The organism is Cobetia sp. AM6 (assembly GCF_009617955.1).
GTDB classification, from domain to species: domain Bacteria; phylum Pseudomonadota; class Gammaproteobacteria; order Pseudomonadales; family Halomonadaceae; genus Cobetia; species Cobetia amphilecti.
This window is the reverse complement of the sequence record NZ_AP021868.1, coordinates 2634488-2651747: the sequence shown is the minus strand read 5'-3', so window position 1 is coordinate 2651747 and position 17260 is coordinate 2634488. Positions and strand designations below refer to the sequence as shown.

General features: G+C 60.8%; 15 protein-coding genes. 1 reads left to right on the top strand and 14 read right to left on the bottom strand.

Going from position 1 to position 17260, the window contains the following annotated elements; all coding sequences use genetic code 11:
• Positions 1 to 17: 17 nt before the first annotated feature.
• The 10 genes from CLAM6_RS11130 to CLAM6_RS11085 all read right to left on the bottom strand — a co-directional run bounded on the left by CLAM6_RS11130 (position 18) and on the right by CLAM6_RS11085 (position 10989).
• Positions 18 to 953 (bottom strand): YncE family protein, encoded by a 936-nt coding sequence (locus tag CLAM6_RS11130; RefSeq protein ID WP_153636122.1) that lies wholly within the window; start codon positions 951 to 953, stop codon positions 18 to 20.
• A gap of 100 nt (positions 954 to 1053) precedes the next feature.
• Positions 1054 to 2100 carry a TRAP transporter substrate-binding protein gene (locus CLAM6_RS11125; RefSeq protein WP_153636121.1) on the bottom strand — a complete coding sequence of 349 codons (1047 nt, stop codon included), beginning with the start codon at positions 2098 to 2100 and terminating at the stop codon, positions 1054 to 1056.
• 146 nt (positions 2101 to 2246) lie between these two features.
• A complete protein-coding gene (locus CLAM6_RS11120) occupies positions 2247 to 3527 on the bottom strand; it encodes a TRAP transporter large permease subunit (protein ID WP_153636120.1) in 1281 nt (426 codons plus the stop codon).
• Positions 3524 to 4204, bottom strand: coding sequence for a TRAP transporter small permease (locus tag CLAM6_RS11115; protein ID WP_197738673.1), 681 nt, complete (start codon positions 4202 to 4204; stop codon positions 3524 to 3526). Before CLAM6_RS11115 ends, CLAM6_RS11120 begins: the two co-directional genes overlap by 4 nt.
• A 145-nt stretch (positions 4205 to 4349) precedes the next feature.
• Positions 4350 to 5378 carry a TRAP transporter substrate-binding protein gene (locus CLAM6_RS11110; RefSeq protein WP_153636119.1) on the bottom strand — a complete coding sequence of 343 codons (1029 nt, stop codon included), beginning with the start codon at positions 5376 to 5378 and terminating at the stop codon, positions 4350 to 4352.
• A 112-nt stretch (positions 5379 to 5490) separates the two neighbouring features.
• Positions 5491 to 6501 (bottom strand): amidohydrolase family protein, encoded by a 1011-nt coding sequence (locus CLAM6_RS11105; RefSeq protein WP_153636118.1) that lies wholly within the window; start codon positions 6499 to 6501, stop codon positions 5491 to 5493.
• Positions 6502 to 6538: 37 nt separating this feature from the next.
• Positions 6539 to 7537 carry a TRAP transporter substrate-binding protein gene (locus tag CLAM6_RS11100; RefSeq protein ID WP_153636117.1) on the bottom strand — a complete coding sequence of 333 codons (999 nt, stop codon included), beginning with the start codon at positions 7535 to 7537 and terminating at the stop codon, positions 6539 to 6541.
• 173 nt (positions 7538 to 7710) lie between these two features.
• Positions 7711 to 8718 carry an AraD1 family protein gene (gene araD1 / locus CLAM6_RS11095; protein WP_153636116.1) on the bottom strand — a complete coding sequence of 336 codons (1008 nt, stop codon included), beginning with the start codon at positions 8716 to 8718 and terminating at the stop codon, positions 7711 to 7713.
• 10 nt (positions 8719 to 8728) lie between these two features.
• Positions 8729 to 9901 (bottom strand): L-rhamnonate dehydratase, encoded by a 1173-nt coding sequence (locus CLAM6_RS11090; RefSeq protein WP_153636115.1) that lies wholly within the window; start codon positions 9899 to 9901, stop codon positions 8729 to 8731.
• 59 nt (positions 9902 to 9960) lie between these two features.
• Positions 9961 to 10989: a 4-hydroxythreonine-4-phosphate dehydrogenase PdxA gene (locus tag CLAM6_RS11085; RefSeq protein WP_153636114.1), complete on the bottom strand. Its 1029-nt coding sequence runs from the start codon at positions 10987 to 10989 to the stop codon at positions 9961 to 9963.
• A gap of 224 nt (positions 10990 to 11213) precedes the next feature.
• Here CLAM6_RS11085 and CLAM6_RS11080 point away from each other — a divergent pair, with 224 nt between their 5' ends.
• Positions 11214 to 11942: a FadR/GntR family transcriptional regulator gene (locus CLAM6_RS11080; protein WP_153636113.1), complete on the top strand. Its 729-nt coding sequence runs from the start codon at positions 11214 to 11216 to the stop codon at positions 11940 to 11942.
• A gap of 94 nt (positions 11943 to 12036) precedes the next feature.
• On the opposite strand, the gene CLAM6_RS11075 is transcribed toward CLAM6_RS11080, so the two are convergent.
• The 4 genes from CLAM6_RS11075 to CLAM6_RS11060 form a co-directional block, all read right to left on the bottom strand.
• Positions 12037 to 12663, bottom strand: a complete 627-nt coding sequence (locus tag CLAM6_RS11075; RefSeq protein WP_172978696.1) for a helix-turn-helix domain-containing protein — start codon at positions 12661 to 12663, stop codon at positions 12037 to 12039.
• Between the two features lie 250 nt (positions 12664 to 12913).
• Complete coding sequence (locus tag CLAM6_RS11070) at positions 12914 to 13294, bottom strand: nuclear transport factor 2 family protein (RefSeq protein WP_153636111.1); 381 nt, start codon at positions 13292 to 13294, stop codon at positions 12914 to 12916.
• Positions 13295 to 13439: 145 nt separating this feature from the next.
• Entirely contained in the window at positions 13440 to 14816 is a 1377-nt protein-coding gene (locus CLAM6_RS11065) for an NAD(P)/FAD-dependent oxidoreductase (protein ID WP_153636110.1), read from the bottom strand.
• Between the two features lie 155 nt (positions 14817 to 14971).
• Positions 14972 to 16645 (bottom strand): BCCT family transporter, encoded by a 1674-nt coding sequence (locus CLAM6_RS11060; protein ID WP_172978694.1) that lies wholly within the window; start codon positions 16643 to 16645, stop codon positions 14972 to 14974.
• Positions 16646 to 17260: the final 615 nt, after the last annotated feature.

The following is a 17260-nucleotide window of genomic DNA, read 5'->3' as shown; positions in this document are numbered from 1 at the left end:
ATCAAGTGCCGATTGACTCAGTGGTCACGCACCAGCAAGCAGGACACGTCCGGCTCGGCGCGTGTCGCGAAGCTTCTGCGAACCTGGCCGCTCTCCAGATCCAGCACTGCGATGCGATCCCCCTTGAGTGAGACGAAGGCCTGCTCGCCATCCGGGTGGAAGCTCATCGCGATGGGAATCGCTTCAAGCTGGATGGTGCCCAGCGGCGCCAGCGCCTCATCGAACAATGACAGCGAGCTTTCCCCGTAATTGGTGGTGATCAGGCGCCCCTTGGGGTCACGGTAGATGCGGTTGGGATCTCGGCCGGTGGTCGCCGAGGTGCGTACGGTCATCGATTCGGTATCTACCGCCACGATGCTGTCGTCATCGCGGTTGCTGATGAACAAGGTACGGCCATCGGCGGACAGGCTGTTGCCCTCCGGCTTGCGGCCCGGAATCATCGCGATGGGTGCGAAAGTGGCATCGTGAGGTTTGAACTTGGTGATGGTATTGCTGAGCAGATTGATGCCGTAGGCCCAGTCGCCAGCCTTCGTGAGCGCGAACAGGTGGGTCTTGTAACCACCGGAGGACACGGCCAGATCTGGCGTGGTCTGGGCCAGGGGCGTATTGAACAGCAGCAGGGTGTTGTGGCCTTCGCTCATGGCGTAGAGGCGGTCCTGGTCATCAATGCCCAGGCCGTGGATGCGATAGTAGGGCCAGGTACTGAGCGTATTGATCAGCGTGAAGGTCTCGAGATCGACCACGAATACCGAGCAGCCGCCCTGGTCGCCGATGCAGTCGGCACCGAGGATGCCGTAGTGGCCCACGAAGGCGTAGCGGCCAGTGGAATCCACCACGAATTCATGTGGGTAGTCCGGCAGGCGCAGATGGTTGAGCTCTTCACCGCTGGTGGCATCGAACAGACTCAGGGTGTGCGCGCATTTCTGGTTGAGCAGCAGAACATCTCGGGACATGACATTTCTCCAATCAGCGAGGGCGCCGTCGGGACCTGGTTATCAAGGACTTGCGCCCTCGCTGGGTGACAGGTAAGCAAGGCGATAGAACGGATGGGCGTTATTGCGTCACGGCGGCCGTGGTTATTTGCGTGACTTGCGGTTCGGCTTTTGCATTTACATCAGCGCTGGCCTGGCTGGCGCCCTGGATGGCATCGATCCAGTCGCGACCATTGGCGGCGATATAGCTGTCCCAGGTCGGTAGCACGACCTTTTGGAAGGCGGTGGTATCGACGTCGGTCTCGATCTTCATGCCCTTGTCGGCCAGTTCAGCGAGAATCTTCTGTTCGTTCTTCGCGTTCAGTTCACGCTGATAATCACCGGCCTCGCGCGCCGCGTTTACCAGTACCTGCTGATATTCTGGTGACAGGCTTTCGAACTTGTCGTCGTTCATCACCATCAGCAGCGAGGTGTAAGCCTGGTTGGTCAGTGACAGGTAGTCCTGGACCTCATAGAAGCCCGCCGACCAGACGATGCTGATCGGGTGGTCCTGGGCATCGACCGTGCCGGTTTCCATCGCGGTGTAGAGCTCGCCCAGTGGCATCGGCACCGGATTCGCGCCCAGCAAAGAGAAGGCCTCGATCAGCGACTTGTTGGAGTTGGTGCGCATCACCAGTCCGTCGACATCCTCGGGCGTCTTGATCGGGTGCTTGGAGTTGGTCATCGCGCGGAAGCCGACCTCCCAGAAGGCCAGCCCCTTGAGGTTGTCTTCCTTGAGCAGAGCCAGGGCATCATCGCCGACCTTGCCGTCCAGCACCTGATAGGCCGTCTTGCGGTCCGGGAAGATATAGGGCAGATCGAAGGCACCCAGCGCCGGCTGAAGGCCCGCGAAGTTGGGGTTACCGGACATCTCGATATCGATGGTGCCGCTGCGCACGCCGGCGATCATCTGCTGGTCGCCCCCGAGCACACCATTGCCGAAGATGTTGACGGTGATCTCGCCATCCGTGCCTTCCTTGACCAGCTCGGCGAAGCGCTCCGCCGCCTGCTGCTGGGTATCGGTGGTCGGGGCGGCGTGGGCCAGCTTAAGCGTCATCTGGGCATGGGCAGCACTCAGAGGGGCGATCAACAGCAGGCTGGCGAGGGTCGTCTTGATCATGGGTGTCATTGAATGGCTCTCATGTTGTTCTTGTGGGCGGCTGTCTTTGTTCGCGACTGTTTTTGTTCGCGACTGGCTAAGCAAGTGGCGTGTCGTTGGCGTCTTGCCTTCTTCCTGTCTTCTTGTCTGGCTTGGTTGTCTTGCTTGTCACGGGGTCAGCCGGTCATCCAGTAAAGCGGCGCGGTGATGATCTGCGGGAAGGCGACGAACAGCAGCAGAATCACCACATAGGCAAGGGCGAAGGGCGCGACGCCACTGACCGCCTTCTCGAACTTGAGGTTGCCGACGCTGGTGATCACGTTGAGCACGTTGCCGACCGGCGGGGTGATCAGCCCGATGGCGCAGTTGAGGACGAACATGATCCCGAAGTAGACCGGGTCGATGCCGGCCAGCTTGACGATGGGCATCAGGATCGGGGTGAGCACCAGAATGGTCGGCGTCAGGTCCATCACCATGCCGACCACCAGCACGATGCCCATGATGGCGAGCATCAGGAGGCGCGGATCATCGGCGAGCGGCTGCAGTAGACCGGCCACCATCAGCGGCAGCTGGGCGATGCTGATCAGCCAGGAGGCGACCATCGCCGCGGCGACCAGGAACATCACGATGGCGGTGCTGCGGGCGGCCTGGGCGAGCACGGCGTAGAGCTGGCTGAGGTTGAGTTCGCGATAGACCACGGTGGCAACGAAGATGGCGTAGACCGCCGCGACCACACCGGCTTCGGTCGGGGTGAAGATGCCGCTCTTGATCCCGCCGATGATGATGACCGGCAGCATGATGGCCCAGAAGCTGTCCTTGAGTGCCTTAAGGCGTTCACGCCCGCTGGCCTTCTTCGTGACCACCAGATCTTCCTTGCGGGTCATGAACAGCCACATCACCACCAGGGTCACGCCCATTATCAGGCCCGGCACGATGCCGGCGAGGAACAGTTTGCCGATGGAGATGCCACCGGCGACGCCGATGATGATCAGCGGAATCGAAGGCGGGATGATCGGCGCGATGATGCCCCCGGCGGCCATCAGGCCGGAGGAGCGGCCCAACGGATAGCCCGCCTTGCGCATCATCGGCAGCAGCATGCTGGCCAGCGCCGCGGTATCGGCGACGGCGGAACCGGACAGGCTGGCCATGACGATGGCGGCGAAGATGGCGACGAAGCCGAGCCCGCCCTTGCGATGGCCCACCAGTGACATTGCCAGCGTGACGATGCGCTGGGAAAGTCCGCCGCGCGACATCACTTCGCCGGCGGTGAGGAAGAAGGGAATGGCCAGCAGGGTGTAGCTGTCGGCGCCATTGACGAGGTTCTGGGCCAGGATCTGAGAGTTGAACAGATCCAGGTGCAGCATCAGCACGATGGCACTGACCAGCAGGGCGAAGGCGATAGGGAGGCTCAGGCCGATGGCGGCCAGCAGGGAGCCGAGAAATAGCCCGATGGTCATGGCGTGTCTCCTTGCGAATCAGAGGCATGGCTTGGTGCGATGCGCGGCGTGACACCATGCAGTGCCAGTGGCGTCAGCAGACGCCAGAGCAGAATCAGTGACATCAGCACGCCCGCCATCAGGCCGGCGAGATAGAACACGCCGACCGGAATGCCGCTGATGGGAGAGAGGTTGCTCCAGTTGAGCACCGTCTGGGCATAGCTGCCCTTGAGCAGCATCAGGCAGCAGCCGAGCATCGCCAGGGTCACCAGCCGATCAAGCCCGGCGCGCAGGGGCGCAGGCAGCTTGTCGGCGAAGGTATTGACGCTCAGATGCTCCTGACGGATCAGCGCCGTGACCGCGCCCATGAAGGTGACCCACACGAACAGGAAGCGGGACAGCTCGACACTGATCGAGATGCCGCTGTTGAAGCCGTAGCGCAGCACCACATTGACGAACACCAGTACGATCATCGCCACCAGCGCCAACACCATCAGCAGAGTCAGGGTCTTCTCCAGTCCCTTGAACAGTGACGTGATGCCGATGGCAAGGCTCGAGGGAGCAGCCGTGTCCTGAGGAGCTGTCTTTACCTGCGCGGCGCCATCGACCTTGCGGGACTCGGTGTGTGTGGCAGGTTGTGCCACAGAGTGCGGTTTGATCGACATGGATAACGGCATCTCTTGGGTCAGTTTGTTCATGGTGTCATCCCCGAAGGAGGCATCTCGATGACGGTGCGGCAGCGCTGTCATTGCGCCCCTCTGGTTGCAGCGAAAAGGGCGCTGCCGCGTGTCGGTGGCTGGGACTGATGTCAGGGCTTGATGACGCAGGGGCTTATGTCAGGTGTCAGCGCGCGTCGGCCAGCGCTGCCTGGAATAGCGTCACCACCGCCGGATCCAGCGCCTGGGTGTGCTGCTGGATCACCGGTGCCAGTGCCTCGCGCATGCGTTGACGTTCACTGTCCGCCACCACGTTGACGGTCATCTTGTCCTGCAGCTCGTTCAACAATTCCTCGTTCATGGCGCGGCTCTGTTCACGCTGATAGAGCGTGGCTTCACGGGCGGCCTCGCGGACCAGTTGGCGTTGGGTGTCATCGAGTGACTGCATGAAGCCTGCCGAGGCGACCAGCACCTGGGCGTCATAGGCATGCGCGGTGCGCGAAAGATACTTCTGGACCTCGAAGAAGCGCTTGGCGTCGATCACGGTGTAGGGGTTTTCCTGACCATCCACCGTGCGGGTTTCCATGGCGGTGAACAGTTCATTGACCGACATGGGCACGGCGTTGGCATTCAGTCCATTGAAGAGGTCGATGTAGAGGGCGTTCTGCATGGTCCGGATCTTGAGGCCCTCGATGTCCTCGAGCGTCTCGATGGGACGGCGGCTGTTGGTCATGTGACGGAAGCCGTTCTCCCAGTACTCGAGTGCCACCAGCTGCTTGTCATCGAGGCTTGCGAGCATGGCACGGCCGGCCTCGCCATCCAGTACCGCATCGGCGTGTTCACTGTCATCGAACTGGAAGGGCAGGCTGACGATGTTGAAGTCAGGATTGAGGCTACTGAGCGTCGCAGTGGAGGGAGCGGTGAAATCCAGGGTCCCGGATTGCAGCATCGAGGTCATGTTGACGTCGTTTCCCAGGATGCCGTTGGAGAACACCTTGATGGTGATCTCACCGTCTGATTTTTCCTCGACCAGTTGTGCAAATTTCTTGGCGCCCAGCGTCTGCGGGTGGGCATCTGGCAGGCTGGTGCCCATGCGCGCGGTGATCTCGGCGTGAGCGGTGGTCGCGAAGGTCAACATCAGTCCCAGCGTAGTGACTGTCTTGAGCAGCGCGTTGTTGAGCAGAGTCTTGTCAGACAGGGCGTGGCGAACAAGCATGGCGAATTCCTTGCAGGTTGTTGTTATAGGGACTGTTTTTATCGGGATTGTTATACAGAGCCTGTTGTCGTGGGACGGATGTCACGGCGGTCGTTGGAGCGTCGAATGAGCGCTAGGCGCTGGTGTCCAGCGAGTAGCAGCGAACGGCGTTGTCGCAGAACAGCTTGAGGCGGTTTTCGGGACTCAATGAGCGACTGAGGTCCTTGAATGCCTGCCACAGCGTATCGAGCGAGGTCACCAGCCCATCGACCGGGAAGTTGCTGGCGAACATCACGCGGTGGACTCCGAAATGGCGCAACACGATCTCGAAGATCTCGCGGTTGTCTTCCAGCCGCCAGGGCTGGCCCGCGACGCCGAGGCCCGAGAACTTGATCATCACCTGTGGCCAGGCAGCGACCTTGGCGAGGGCCCGTGACCACTGACGCAGGGTGTCGGGATGACGATCGCCGGGCACGCCTGCATGATTGATCACCACCGGCATCTCGGGATGGCGTTGCAGCAAGGGCAGCAATTCCTCGAGGTGCCACCAGGGCACCTGCAGCTCGAAGATCAGGCCACGACGCGCGACTTCACCGACGCCATACTGATAGCGCGGGCAGCGTAGCGAACCGGGCATGGCGTGGGTGGCCAGCCTCGGGTCGTAGCGCTCCAGTGCAGCTGGCTTGTGGCGGGCCCCCTTGACCATTCCTGATGCGCAAAGTCCTTCCAGCTGATCGCCGATGTCGCTCTGATCCAGCCAGGCCTGGGCGATCATGGCATCGGGCCAGCCGCTCTCGCGGGCAGTCTCCTCGATCCAGTGCACTTCCTTGAGCGCATCGCCCCGCGCCCATTCCGCTTCCATGTAGACGCAGCCCATCAACCGGTGCGCCTTGCCCGCCGACTGAAAATGCTCGGCGGGGAGGTAGGGGCGACGAATCGCGGCATAGTCGCCGTAGCGGAAGGGGATCATCGGCTCGTCACACAGCCAGGGGTGGTAATTACGCGCCGGATCCCAGACATGCATGTGGGCATCGATGATCGGCAGCTCATTTTCTTGCTGCGTGGCCAGATAGCGCTCGCGTTGCTCGCTCAGTTCGGCAAGCGACACAGGTACTACCGGGGATTCGAGTGAGTCAGAGAGCATGGCGGGCTTCCTCTGGTGACGAGTCAGGCGAGCGTGATCAGCGCGCGAGTGCGGTGTCGATGCGATCCAACAGCTCACTGCCGTGCTTTTCGGTGAACTCGGCGCGCACCGGCTCGGCGACCTTGTCACGCATGCTGGCGGTATCGGGCTCGCGGACGACCTGCATGCCTTGCTCCTCGAGGAAGGCCAGATCGCCTTGCTCATTGTCATGATTGAGCTGGCGCTGATAGCGGGCCGCTTCCTGAGCTTCTTCCTTGATCAGTGTCTGCAGTTCGGGCGCGAGGCTGTCGAACGTCTGCTTGTTCATGATCAAGGGGGCGGCGGTGTAGGCGTGTGCGGTCAAAGACAGATGGTCCTGTACCGAATACAGGTTGGCGGAGCGAATCAGGCTGACCGGGTTCTCCTGGCCATCTACGGTGCGGGTCTCCAGCGCGGTATAGAGCTCCGCGAAGGGCATCGGAGTCGGGTTGGCCCCGAGTGCCTGGAAGGCGGCGATATGCGCCGGATTCGGGGTGGTGCGCAGGGTCAGGCCGCTGACGTCATCGGCTGTCTCGACAGCACGCCGTGAGTTGGTGAGATTGCGAAAGCCGATTTCCCAGAAGGCCAGCCCTTCGATCTGCTGCGGCTGCATGGCGGTCAGCAGGTCCTGACCGATATCGCCATCCAGTACCTGATAGGCCTGCTCACGGGTGTCGAACAGGAAGGGCAGGTCGAGCACGTTCAGCTCGCTGACCAGGCCGCTGAAGTAGGGATTGCCGGACAGCTCCAGGTCGATGGTGCCGCTGCGGACCCCGGAGATCATGGCCTGGTCATTGCCCAGCTGACCGTTGGGGAAGATCTTGACGGTCAGTTCACCGTTACTGCGTTCAGCCAGACGTTCGGCAAAGCGTTCGGCGGCCAAGTGCTGCGAGTCGGTGACCGGATGCGCATGGGCGAAGGTCAGCGAGGTGGCGGCATGTGCGGGTCCTGCCAGCAGCAGACTGGCAAGGGCGGCGGTAGTGAGTGAGGCGGCGGTGTGGCGGATCGAGATTGTCATGACGAAGCCCTTTTCTCGTTATTGTCGTGATGCTTCTTGTGCGTACAGACGCTATTGACGCAGTGCTTGCGGGTGCTACTTGTGCTGCTGGTGCTGCCGGGATCAGGGCCGTGTGCTGGCGGAATACGCCAGGCCCTGGTCCTTTTTCTACTTCCTGTGTTGATCACGAGTGTTCACAGCACCGCCATACTGGATGGCTGCTCGGCGCCGTTGTCGTGGGTCTCGAACGCGACCGGGTTGCGCAGTGCACGCCCGAAGGCCGGCAATTCGATCTCGAAGCGGTCCCCGTCCTGCACCTTGACCTGATCGGCGAAGCTCAGGGTGGCGGTACCGAAGAAGTGCACATGCAGATCGCCGGGCGCGCGGAACTGGGCGTACTTGAAGTGGTGGTGTTCCAGGTTGGCCAGGCTGTGGGCCATGTTGGCCTCCCCGGTCAGGAAGGGTTTCTCCCAAAGAGTCTGGCCGTCACGGGTGATGCGGCTGGTGCCTTCCAGGTGCTGCGGCAGTTCACCGATCAGCAGTTCAGGCCCGTAGCTACAGGCGCGCAGCTTGGAGTGGGCCAGCCACAGGTAGTTGGCGCGCTCGGTGATGTGGTCGGAGAACTCGTTGCCCACGGCGTAGCCGATACGGTGCGGCTGACCGTTGGCATCGTTCAAGTACAGGCCGACCAGCTCCGGCTCTTCACCGGCATCCTCGGCGAAAGCCGGCACGCTGATCGCGGTTTCCGGTGCCACCACGATGCTGCCGTCACCCTTGTAGAACCATTCCGGCTGCGCGCCGACCTGACCCTCGGCGGGCTTGCCACCTTCCAGGCCCATGCGGAACATGCGCATCGAGTCGGTAACGTTGGCGTCATCCTGTGCCTGAGCGGCAGCATGCATGGCATCGCGGGTATCGGCACTGCCCAGATGGGTCAGACCGGTGCCGGTGACGGTGCAGCGTGCGCGGTCAGGATGGGTGACCGGCGGCAGCAGTTCCTGACGATCGATGGCCTGCTTGTAATCGACCAGGGTGTGGGAGTAGTGCTGCTCGATCAGTGCACTGAGTCCGATACCCAACTCGATGGCGCGGGATGCCAGCTCATAGGTGCCGCCCGGGAAGTCGAGCAGACGCAGCTGGTCGCGGCTTTCGACCACGGCGACCCTTGGGCCATTGGCGGTGCGAAGTTGGACGAGTCTCATGATGGCTTCCTCACTCGATGATGTTGAACTGATCGAAGTAGTCGCTGTTCAGCTCAAGGCCCAGCCCCGGGGTCTCTTCGTCGAGGTCGATGAAGCCGTTCACCGGCTCCGGGTCGCCCTTGAAGATGTAGTAGAAGAGCTCGTTACCGATCTCGACATCATGTACCGGGAAGTACTCGCTCATCGGTGAGGCCAGTGAGGCCATGGTCAGGTGGTAGTTGTGCATCTGGCCGGCGTGTGGAATGACCGGCACGCTGAAGGACTCGGCGAGGGCGTTGATCTTGCGCGCGGCGGTGATGCCGCCGACTCGGTTGGTGTCGTACTGGATGACCGAGACGGCGCGCTTCTCGAGCAGCTGGCGGAACCCGTAATGGGTGAATTCGTGCTCGCCACCGGAGATGGGAATGCTGGTCAGCTGATTGAGTTCGGCGTAGCCATCGATGTCATCGGCGATCACCGGTTCTTCCAGCCAACGTGGCTGGAACCGTTCCAGTTTCGGCAACATGCGCTTGGCGTATTCCAGATTCCAGCCCATATAGCATTCGAGCATCAGATCGACATCCTCACCGATGACTTCGCGCACGGCGGCCACGCTATCGAGGTTGGCACGCACGCCCTCGACCCCATCACGCGGGCCGTAGCCGAAGCGCATCTTCATTGCGGTGAAGCCTTGATCCAGATAGGACTGAGCCTCTTCCTGCATGCCCTTGAGGTCGGTGCGGTAGAGCTTGGAGGCGTAGCAGGGGATCTTCTCCTTGGTACGCCCGCCCAGCAGCTTGAAGACTGGCTTGCCGACGGCCTTGCCCATGATGTCCCAGATGGCGATATCCACACCGGAGATGGCGGCCATGCCGATGCCCTTGCGGCCCCAGGCGTGGGTGGAGCGGTACATGCGTTGCCACAGGTATTCGTAGTCGAAGGGGTCCTGGCCGATGACCAGCGGCGCGAGGTACTGATCGATGATCGCCTTGGCGATGCGCGGCGCCAGTGCCACGTTGCCAAGCCCTACCAGCCCGTTGTCGGTCTCGATTTCCACCACTGTCCAGCCGTGGAAGCGGAAGGTGCCCATCGAGTCGCCCTTGTCCCACAGCTCGTCCATGGCGTTGGAGCAGAAGTGGGCGGTCGGGGGGACGGTATGGCCTTTCCATTCGAAGACGCGAGTTCTGACCTTGGTGATTTTCATCGGATTATCCTTGTTGTGGATGACGTTGGCGCGGGTATGTGAGCAAGAGTGACAAGGCGTCAGGCAGACGCGGTCTCGAGGCGCAGCGCGCGCAGATTGGTGCCCATGCGCTTGGCGATCGCGAAGGCATTGCGGGTCGGGTTCACATCTGCCTTGCCTTGGCCGGCGATATCGAAGGCGGTGCCGTGGGCTGGCGTGGTGATGGGGATGGGCAGGCCGCCCTGGACGGTGACGCCGGACTTGAAGCCCAGCAGCTTGATCGCGATCTGTCCCTGGTCGTGGTACATGGTCACGATGGCGTCGTACTCGCCATCGCGAGCCTTGAGGAAGATGGTGTCAGCCGGGAAGGGGCCTTCGACGGGGTAACCCTGCTCATTACAGCGTGCGACGGCCGGCGCGATGACGTCGATTTCCTCGCGGCCACAGGTGCCACCTTCGCCACCGTGGGGGTTGAAGGCCGCGACGGCGATGCGCGGGCGCTCGAAACCGGCCAGTTTCAGCGAGTCATGAATCAGCTGGCTGGCGGCAATGATGCGCTCCTGGGTGACGTACTCGGCGGCGTCCTTGAGTGGAATGTGCGAGGAGATGCGCGAGGTCCAGAGCGTCCCCAGGGTGTTGAACTCGCAGAAGTAGCCCTTGACCCCAAGCTTCTCGGCGAAGAAATGCAATTCATCTTCATGCCCCAGTCCGCCTTTCTTCATCGACAGCTTGTTGAGCGGCGCGAAGCAGATGGCGTCGACTTCCTCGTTCTGAGCCGCTTCCAGACAGCGCGACAGCACCGCGAGGGTCGAGGCGCCACAGGCGGCACTTTCCTCGGCCAGCGTTACCTCTTCCTGTGCCACGCTTTCCACCAGCATCAACGACAGGCCTTCATGTTCACGGGCTTTTGCAAAGCTCTCGACGCGTGGCAGCTCCGTGAAGAGTCCGGCCTGGCGCTGGCCCTGCTCCCAAAGCCACTGATCGCCGACCAGCACGCTGTGGGTTTCGGCGAATTGCTCGCGTTCCGCGACCAGGCGAGCGATCAGCTCCGGGCCGATACCGGCGGGGTCACCAAGGGTGAGGGCAATGACAGGACGTGTTGCTGACATGTGAATTCCAGCCTTGTGAGAGTTGGCGTTGTTGTAGGTTTCTTCAATCAATTCGCATTTTATGGTCTGCTGGTTGGTTTACCAGACCAGTTGAGATAAAAATTAGCCGAGCCCACGCTGATTGGTCAAGGTTTTCTCGAAAATTGCGACCATGGTCGGTTTCTGGATGCGTGATTAGCGGTTGTCGGTTATGCTGGTATGAAATATATACCAGTGGAGGCTGCATGAAGCAGACGCCTTTCGCCTTCGAGAAAGCGCTGAAGAATCAGACCAAGAAGGAAATTCTCGCTGACAAGCTCATCGAGATGATCCTGACGGGCCTGCTGCGCGATGGAGATGAGCTGCCCAGCGAGCGAGAGCTGGCACAGTTGTTTGAAGTGAGTCGTGAGACCGTGCGTGGTGGCCTGGCGCTGTTGACGGGCTATGGCCTCCTGAATGTCTCGCACGGCAGCAAGTCACGCGTCTGCGCCAGTGAGGCCGTGATCGACAGTTTCCGCAATCATCCCGCGCGTCAGCAGGGCGATGAGCTCAATAACCTGGATATTGAGAGCGTCTTCGAGAGCCGGATCGTGGTGGAATCGGCCATCGCCCGCCGCGCCGCGCGGCATATCGATGAAGCAGGGCTCAAGAAGCTGGATGCCCTGCTGGAAGCCCAGTCACAGCACTTCGACTCGCCGGTGAACTTTCAGCTCTCGGACCAGAACTTCCATCATGTCATCGCCGAATACTCGCGCAACGAGATCCTAATCCGCTATGCCGATGAACTTTATACCTACGCGCTCAACATCCGCCGCCAGGTCATGGCCGAACACGGCTCGATCAAGCGCAGCTATGAAGAGCACGTACGTATCGTCGAGGCCCTACGTGCCGGCGACCCGGACGCCGCCGAACGCGCCATGCTCTCGCATATCGACAGCGTCTATTACACGACGCGTGACAAGATGCCCCACTGAACCGGACTGAATAGAACCGGACTGAATAGAACCGGACTGAATTGAGCCAGGCTGAATGACAGGGCAGGCATCAGAGAGTCCTGATAACCAGACATCAATACTCCACTCCCGTCATTACCCAGACAATGCGGGTCTCGGTCTCGCCGGGGTTACGAATCCAGTGCGGTTTGTCCCCGGTCAGCGAGAAGCTGTCACCCGGGTTGAGCTGGAAGACCTGCTCGCCGATGGTCAGTTCCAGCTGGCCACTTTCCACATAGCCCGCTTCCTCGCCGCGCCGCTCACGCGGTGTCTCGCCGCCGCTGCCACCGGGCTGCAGACGGGTCATGATCAGGATGAGCTGACCGCTCAGGCGGGGGGAGAGCAGTTCTTCCCGTGCACCGATGGCGCTGAGATTCATGGCACGGCGCTGATCCGCACGCACGATGGTTTCCTGCTCCATGGCTGATTCACTGCCGCCAGGCTGAAAGAACCAGCTGACGCGCACACCGAGCGCATCACTCAGCGTCTGCAACACGCCGATGGGGAGGGAAGAGACCCCGCGCTCTACCTGGCTTAGATAGCCGACGGATTTTCCGACGCGCTTCGCCAGTTGGCTGAGTGTCATCTGACGGGACTTGCGCAGGTCGCGCAGCTGTCTGCCGATACGACGATCTTCCTGTTCTGCATTGCTGAGTGCGGTGCTGCCGGCTGATGCCTGTGAGGAGTCTGTGTCCGTGGTCATCCGGTTTCCTCTTGGCATTCGGAGCTATCAGTCAATGAGCCACATTTCATATGGATGAAAAGCATGAAGTGGATTTCATCAGCAAGATTATCAGCTTACGGCGTGTCGAGATAAGTCAGTGTCGTTATCAAATCGTCTTGTCGGACAAGTGCGGGTTCACATTCTGAGAGTGGCATCTGTGAGGGAAGGTGATACGCAAAAAGGCCAGTCGTCATGACTGGCCTTTTTACATGCGCGCTGTACGTGATGATCACATGGCGGGTGTAAAGGCCGGTCGCTGTTTGCGGAAGGCCTGCTTGCGGGTGATCTTGCCCTTCTCGATGGTGAAGAGGTCTACGCTGTCGGCTTCGACACGCAGACCGTCCGGCTGGGTCGCCATGAAGGTGCATTCGGAGACGACACGCTGATCGGCGAAGAAGAACTCGCCCTTGGCCCACTGCACGTCGGGCATGGTCGTCCAGGTATTCACGAAGGCATCGCGCACCGCGGCCTTGCCGACGATGCGCGTGCCGTGTGCCTCGTTGCCGGCGACGGTGTCGAAGACCACATCGTCGGCGAAGTACTCCATGACCTCATCGATGGCGTGGCGATTGAAGGCATCGAACAAGGCGGTCATCTGTTCACGGTTCATGGTGCGTCTCTCTGTTGCATGCATGCCGAACGAGGCATGTCAGCGGGAGGTACCGCGACGGGATTGGAGAGCGCCGCGGCGTGTCGGTAAGTGATAGCGGGAAGTGATAGGGGCGATCGGTGGCTGAACTTGCACGAGTCGTGGCTCAGCTCACCTTGTCCAGCACCTGGAAATACTTGTAGAGCAAGTGCTGACCCATGCGCCGGATAGGCCTCAGCGGATGGGCGGGCAGCGGTGAGTTGAATATCGGCAGGTGGCTCTCGCGCAAGGACTGACCGGCGATCAGCGCGGCAAGCTGCTTGGAGGCATAGGCCGAGAACGACACGCCATTACCGCTGTAACCTTGGGCATAGAAGATTTGCTGCTTCGGGTCCGGTTGCACAATGCGCGGCATCATGTCGTGGGAGATATCCATCCAGCCATGCGAGAACCACGGCGTTTCAATGCCTGCCAGCGCCGGGAATTTGCGCGCGATGGCCTCATGTACCACCTCCAGATGGCGCGCATTCTGTGCATCTGCACCGCTGATGGCGCTGCGCGTGCCGATCTGCAGGCGTTTCTCGGGGAGCAGACGATAGTAATAGCGCAGCTTGCGTGTATCCGTGGTCAGGATGGTCGAATGCAGACCGCAAGCCTCGATCTCATCGTCGGTCAGTGTGCGGGTCCACACCGAATTGGCCATGATCTGCATGTTGCGGTAGGCCGTCAGCGAGTGAAGATTGGGGCTGGTATAGCCTGCTGTGGCAATTCCCACCGCACGTGCCTTTACCGTGCCCCCCGGCGTCTGCAGATAGTGGATGCCGTTCTCTGTCGTCCAGTGCTGCACCGGGCTGCTGGTGTGGATTCGGGCGCCATGGCGTCGTGCAATACGCGCATAGCTGTAGGCCAGCTTGAGCGGCTGTACCGCGATGCCCTCGGGCTCCAGCATTGCCCCGTGGCTTTCCTGATCACCCATGAAGTCACGGTGCACCGTCGCGCGGTCCAGTGTTCGCGTCCGGTAGCCGAGGATGTTATTGCACAGGCGTGATTCGGCCTCGAGATGCTGCATGGCCTGTGCGCTGTGGGCGATCAGCAGATTGCCTAGCGGCTGAGGCTCGCAGTCCACTTCCGGGTCCTGGGTCAAGGACTTGAAGACCTCGAACCCCTCCAGACTGTTGGCGTGCAGCTGGCGCGCCATGTCGACGCCCCATTTCTTGACCCACTGGCTGCGGCTCAGACGCCCCCAGGCCAGATGGCCCTGACCGCCATTGCGGCTGGTGCAACCCCAGCCGATCTGGTTGGCCTCCAACACCACCGCCTTGATGCCGTGCTCACGCGCCAGGAACATCGCCGTGGCAAGGCCGGTGAAGCCGGCGCCGATCAGCACCACGTCGGCCTCCATGTCGTCAGTGACCGGGCCATCATCCTCGGGGGGCGGCCCGGCATGGTAGCGCCAGTAACTCGGCGCATAATCCACCCCTTCGCCCGGGGAGCTGTCCTTGAGAGGGTCGTAGTGAGGGTTGTAAGGCTGCTTGACAGTCATCGTGGGTCACCATCCGCTTGTTGTTGGCGATCATTGTTGTTGGTGATCGTGGTTGTCGGTGATCAATGTCATTGGCGATCAATGGCGGTGTTGGTTGCTGCGTGTTGCGCTCTGGTGGCTTGCCTGCTCGAGACGACGTGAGTCCGTCATGCCGCTCAGGTCGCGCCCGGGACGGGTTGGCTTCCCGACCCCGGGAGGGGAGGCGACGTTGGTGTGGACTTGGCAGCTGGCGTGGCGGGTGTGACAGCACTCGAGACCGCAGGCTCAGCGGCATCGGCAGGCATCTGGCTGGCCTCAAGGGCCGGTTGCATGGCCGTCGCAGGCTGTTCATGAGTCGCCTTGAGCATGCGATATACCGAGAACATGTAAGCGATGCTGACGAGGAAGAAGGGGGCGCCGACCACGATCGCCAGGCTCTTGATGGCGTTGAAGCCACCGGCGAGCTGGAAGACGATGCCGGTGACACCGATGATCACGCCCCACAGCAGGCGCATCAGGATCTTCGGATTCTCGTTGCCATTGGAGACCTGCATGGCCGAGAAGAACGAGGCGGAATCCGAGGTCGTGACGGCGAAGACGACGATGTTGAACAACACGGCAAGACTCAGCCACCAGCCTCCCGGCATGCTCTGCAGCAACAGGTAGATGCCTGACTCCGGATTGCTCTGCACGCTATCCCACAACGGCACGATCTGATTGACCTCGACATAGCCGGCCGAACCACCCCAGATGCTGAACCACACGATCGACAGCAGCATCGGCACCACCACCACGCCGAATACGAATTCCCGCAGGGTGCGGCCACGGGAGATGCGCGCGATGAAACCGCCGCAGAAGGGGATGTAGGAGATGTACCAGAGCCAGTAGAAGATCATCCACCAGCCCACCCATTCACGTTGTTCGAAACTGCCCGCGTCGGTCCAGAACTGATTGACGAATACCGAGCCGAAGTAGTCACCGAACTGCTGGGGGATCATGTTCAAAAGGTATTGCGCCGGGGCGTGGCCGAAGGCCAGCAACGCCACCAATATGGCACCAGCCATGATCATGTTGAGCAAGCTGAGGTACTTGATGCCGCGCTCGATGCCGGTCGCCGCCGACGCGACATAGGCGATGATGATCACCAGCATCACCATGGCCTGACCGAAGGCACCGAACTCGAGTCCGAACAGCACCTTCAGGGCATAGCTGATGGAGGTGACGCCCAGGCCGATCATGGTGGCATTGCCACCGATGGTGCCGATGACGCCAAGTCCGTTGGCAAGCTTGCCCCACAGGCTGCTGTTGCAGCGCTCCCCCAGAAGTCCGTAGAGGCCGGTGGCGACGGTCAGCGGCTGCCCCAGACGATAGGCCGGAAAGGCAATGGCCCAGGCGGCCACGGCAAACAGTGCCCAGCCATGCATGCCCCAGTCCATGAGAGTGTCCAGGATGGCGGTGCTTACCCCTGCCTGCTGGCCGACTTCATTGAGGTCCTGCACATGTGAGGAGGTGTAGAGGTGCGTCAGGGGCTCGGCGACGCTGAAGAACACGAAACCGATGCCCAGCCCACAGCTGAAGATCATCGAGATCCACGCCACGTAGCTGAATTCGGGGCGTGAATCATCCGGCCCGAGACGGATACCGCCGAAGGGGCTGAGCAGCAGATAGAAGCTGAAGATCAGCGTCGCAGCGACACCGAGCACGAAGCTCCAGCCGAAATTGAAGATCAGGAAGTCGCGTATGCCGGAAAGCGCTGCGCCGGTCTGCTCCGGTGCCGCCAGGGCATAGATCATGATCAGGGTGTAGATGCTGAGGACGGGCCAGAACAGCCCTTTGTCGTAATCTCCCAATAGCCTCTGAGTACTTTTAGGCGTAGGTGGGGGTTGGGGGGAAGTCATTGCTGTCTTGGATGTAACACTCACGGATGTACCTCCAGAGGCATGCCAGGTGATGCAGTACATGAATAAATGTTGTTGTGTACGTCCCCTCATCGTATGAGGTGGCTTGCATCACGCTGGATGAATTTTCTTGTTGTCGTGTCGGTCACTTGGTCGTTGTGAGATCGGATGTGACGTGGCTTGGCGCCATAGACATTGCCTGCGAGTTGTCTTGACGCTGTGATGCCTGTCATCTGTGAAAATAGACGCTGCTGAATATTCTTCAAATGAAAATTCATGGTTTTTTTTCATTTTGTGACGTATGTAGATGGCATATATGGATGACGCAGGCAAAGCCAGTGAGTTGTTGGCGGTGCCAATATGCGCCTCGGAGGGCGGGGGAGAGGGGCAAGCTGCGCTGTCGCAGCGCACTCGGCAGGAAGATGAATGAGATTTCGCTGTGAGGCCTGTCTGCAGTTTTGATGAGCAGGTCTGTAATTCTTGGATCGACAGCAGGCATGCAGAGTGGTGCTCTATGAGCGGGTCAATGACGAGTTGAATCTTTGAGATGTGCCAGAATGTTGGCCA

Coding starts and splice junctions, on each gene's coding strand:
- CLAM6_RS11120 (WP_153636120.1), bottom strand. CDS start 3,527: ATGACCATCGGGCTATTTCTCGGCTCCCTGCTGGCCGCCATCGGCCTG.
- CLAM6_RS11085 (WP_153636114.1), bottom strand. CDS start 10,989: ATGTCAGCAACACGTCCTGTCATTGCCCTCACCCTTGGTGACCCCGCC.
- CLAM6_RS11065 (WP_153636110.1), bottom strand. CDS start 14,816: ATGACTGTCAAGCAGCCTTACAACCCTCACTACGACCCTCTCAAGGAC.
- CLAM6_RS11130 (WP_153636122.1), bottom strand. CDS start 953: ATGTCCCGAGATGTTCTGCTGCTCAACCAGAAATGCGCGCACACCCTG.
- CLAM6_RS11100 (WP_153636117.1), bottom strand. CDS start 7,537: ATGACAATCTCGATCCGCCACACCGCCGCCTCACTCACTACCGCCGCC.
- CLAM6_RS11080 (WP_153636113.1), top strand. CDS start 11,214: ATGAAGCAGACGCCTTTCGCCTTCGAGAAAGCGCTGAAGAATCAGACC.
- CLAM6_RS11075 (WP_172978696.1), bottom strand. CDS start 12,663: ATGACCACGGACACAGACTCCTCACAGGCATCAGCCGGCAGCACCGCA.
- CLAM6_RS11115 (WP_197738673.1), bottom strand. CDS start 4,204: ATGAACAAACTGACCCAAGAGATGCCGTTATCCATGTCGATCAAACCG.
- CLAM6_RS11125 (WP_153636121.1), bottom strand. CDS start 2,100: ATGACACCCATGATCAAGACGACCCTCGCCAGCCTGCTGTTGATCGCC.
- CLAM6_RS11090 (WP_153636115.1), bottom strand. CDS start 9,901: ATGAAAATCACCAAGGTCAGAACTCGCGTCTTCGAATGGAAAGGCCAT.
- CLAM6_RS11105 (WP_153636118.1), bottom strand. CDS start 6,501: ATGCTCTCTGACTCACTCGAATCCCCGGTAGTACCTGTGTCGCTTGCC.
- CLAM6_RS11110 (WP_153636119.1), bottom strand. CDS start 5,378: ATGCTTGTTCGCCACGCCCTGTCTGACAAGACTCTGCTCAACAACGCG.
- araD1 (WP_153636116.1), bottom strand. CDS start 8,718: ATGAGACTCGTCCAACTTCGCACCGCCAATGGCCCAAGGGTCGCCGTG.
- CLAM6_RS11070 (WP_153636111.1), bottom strand. CDS start 13,294: ATGAACCGTGAACAGATGACCGCCTTGTTCGATGCCTTCAATCGCCAC.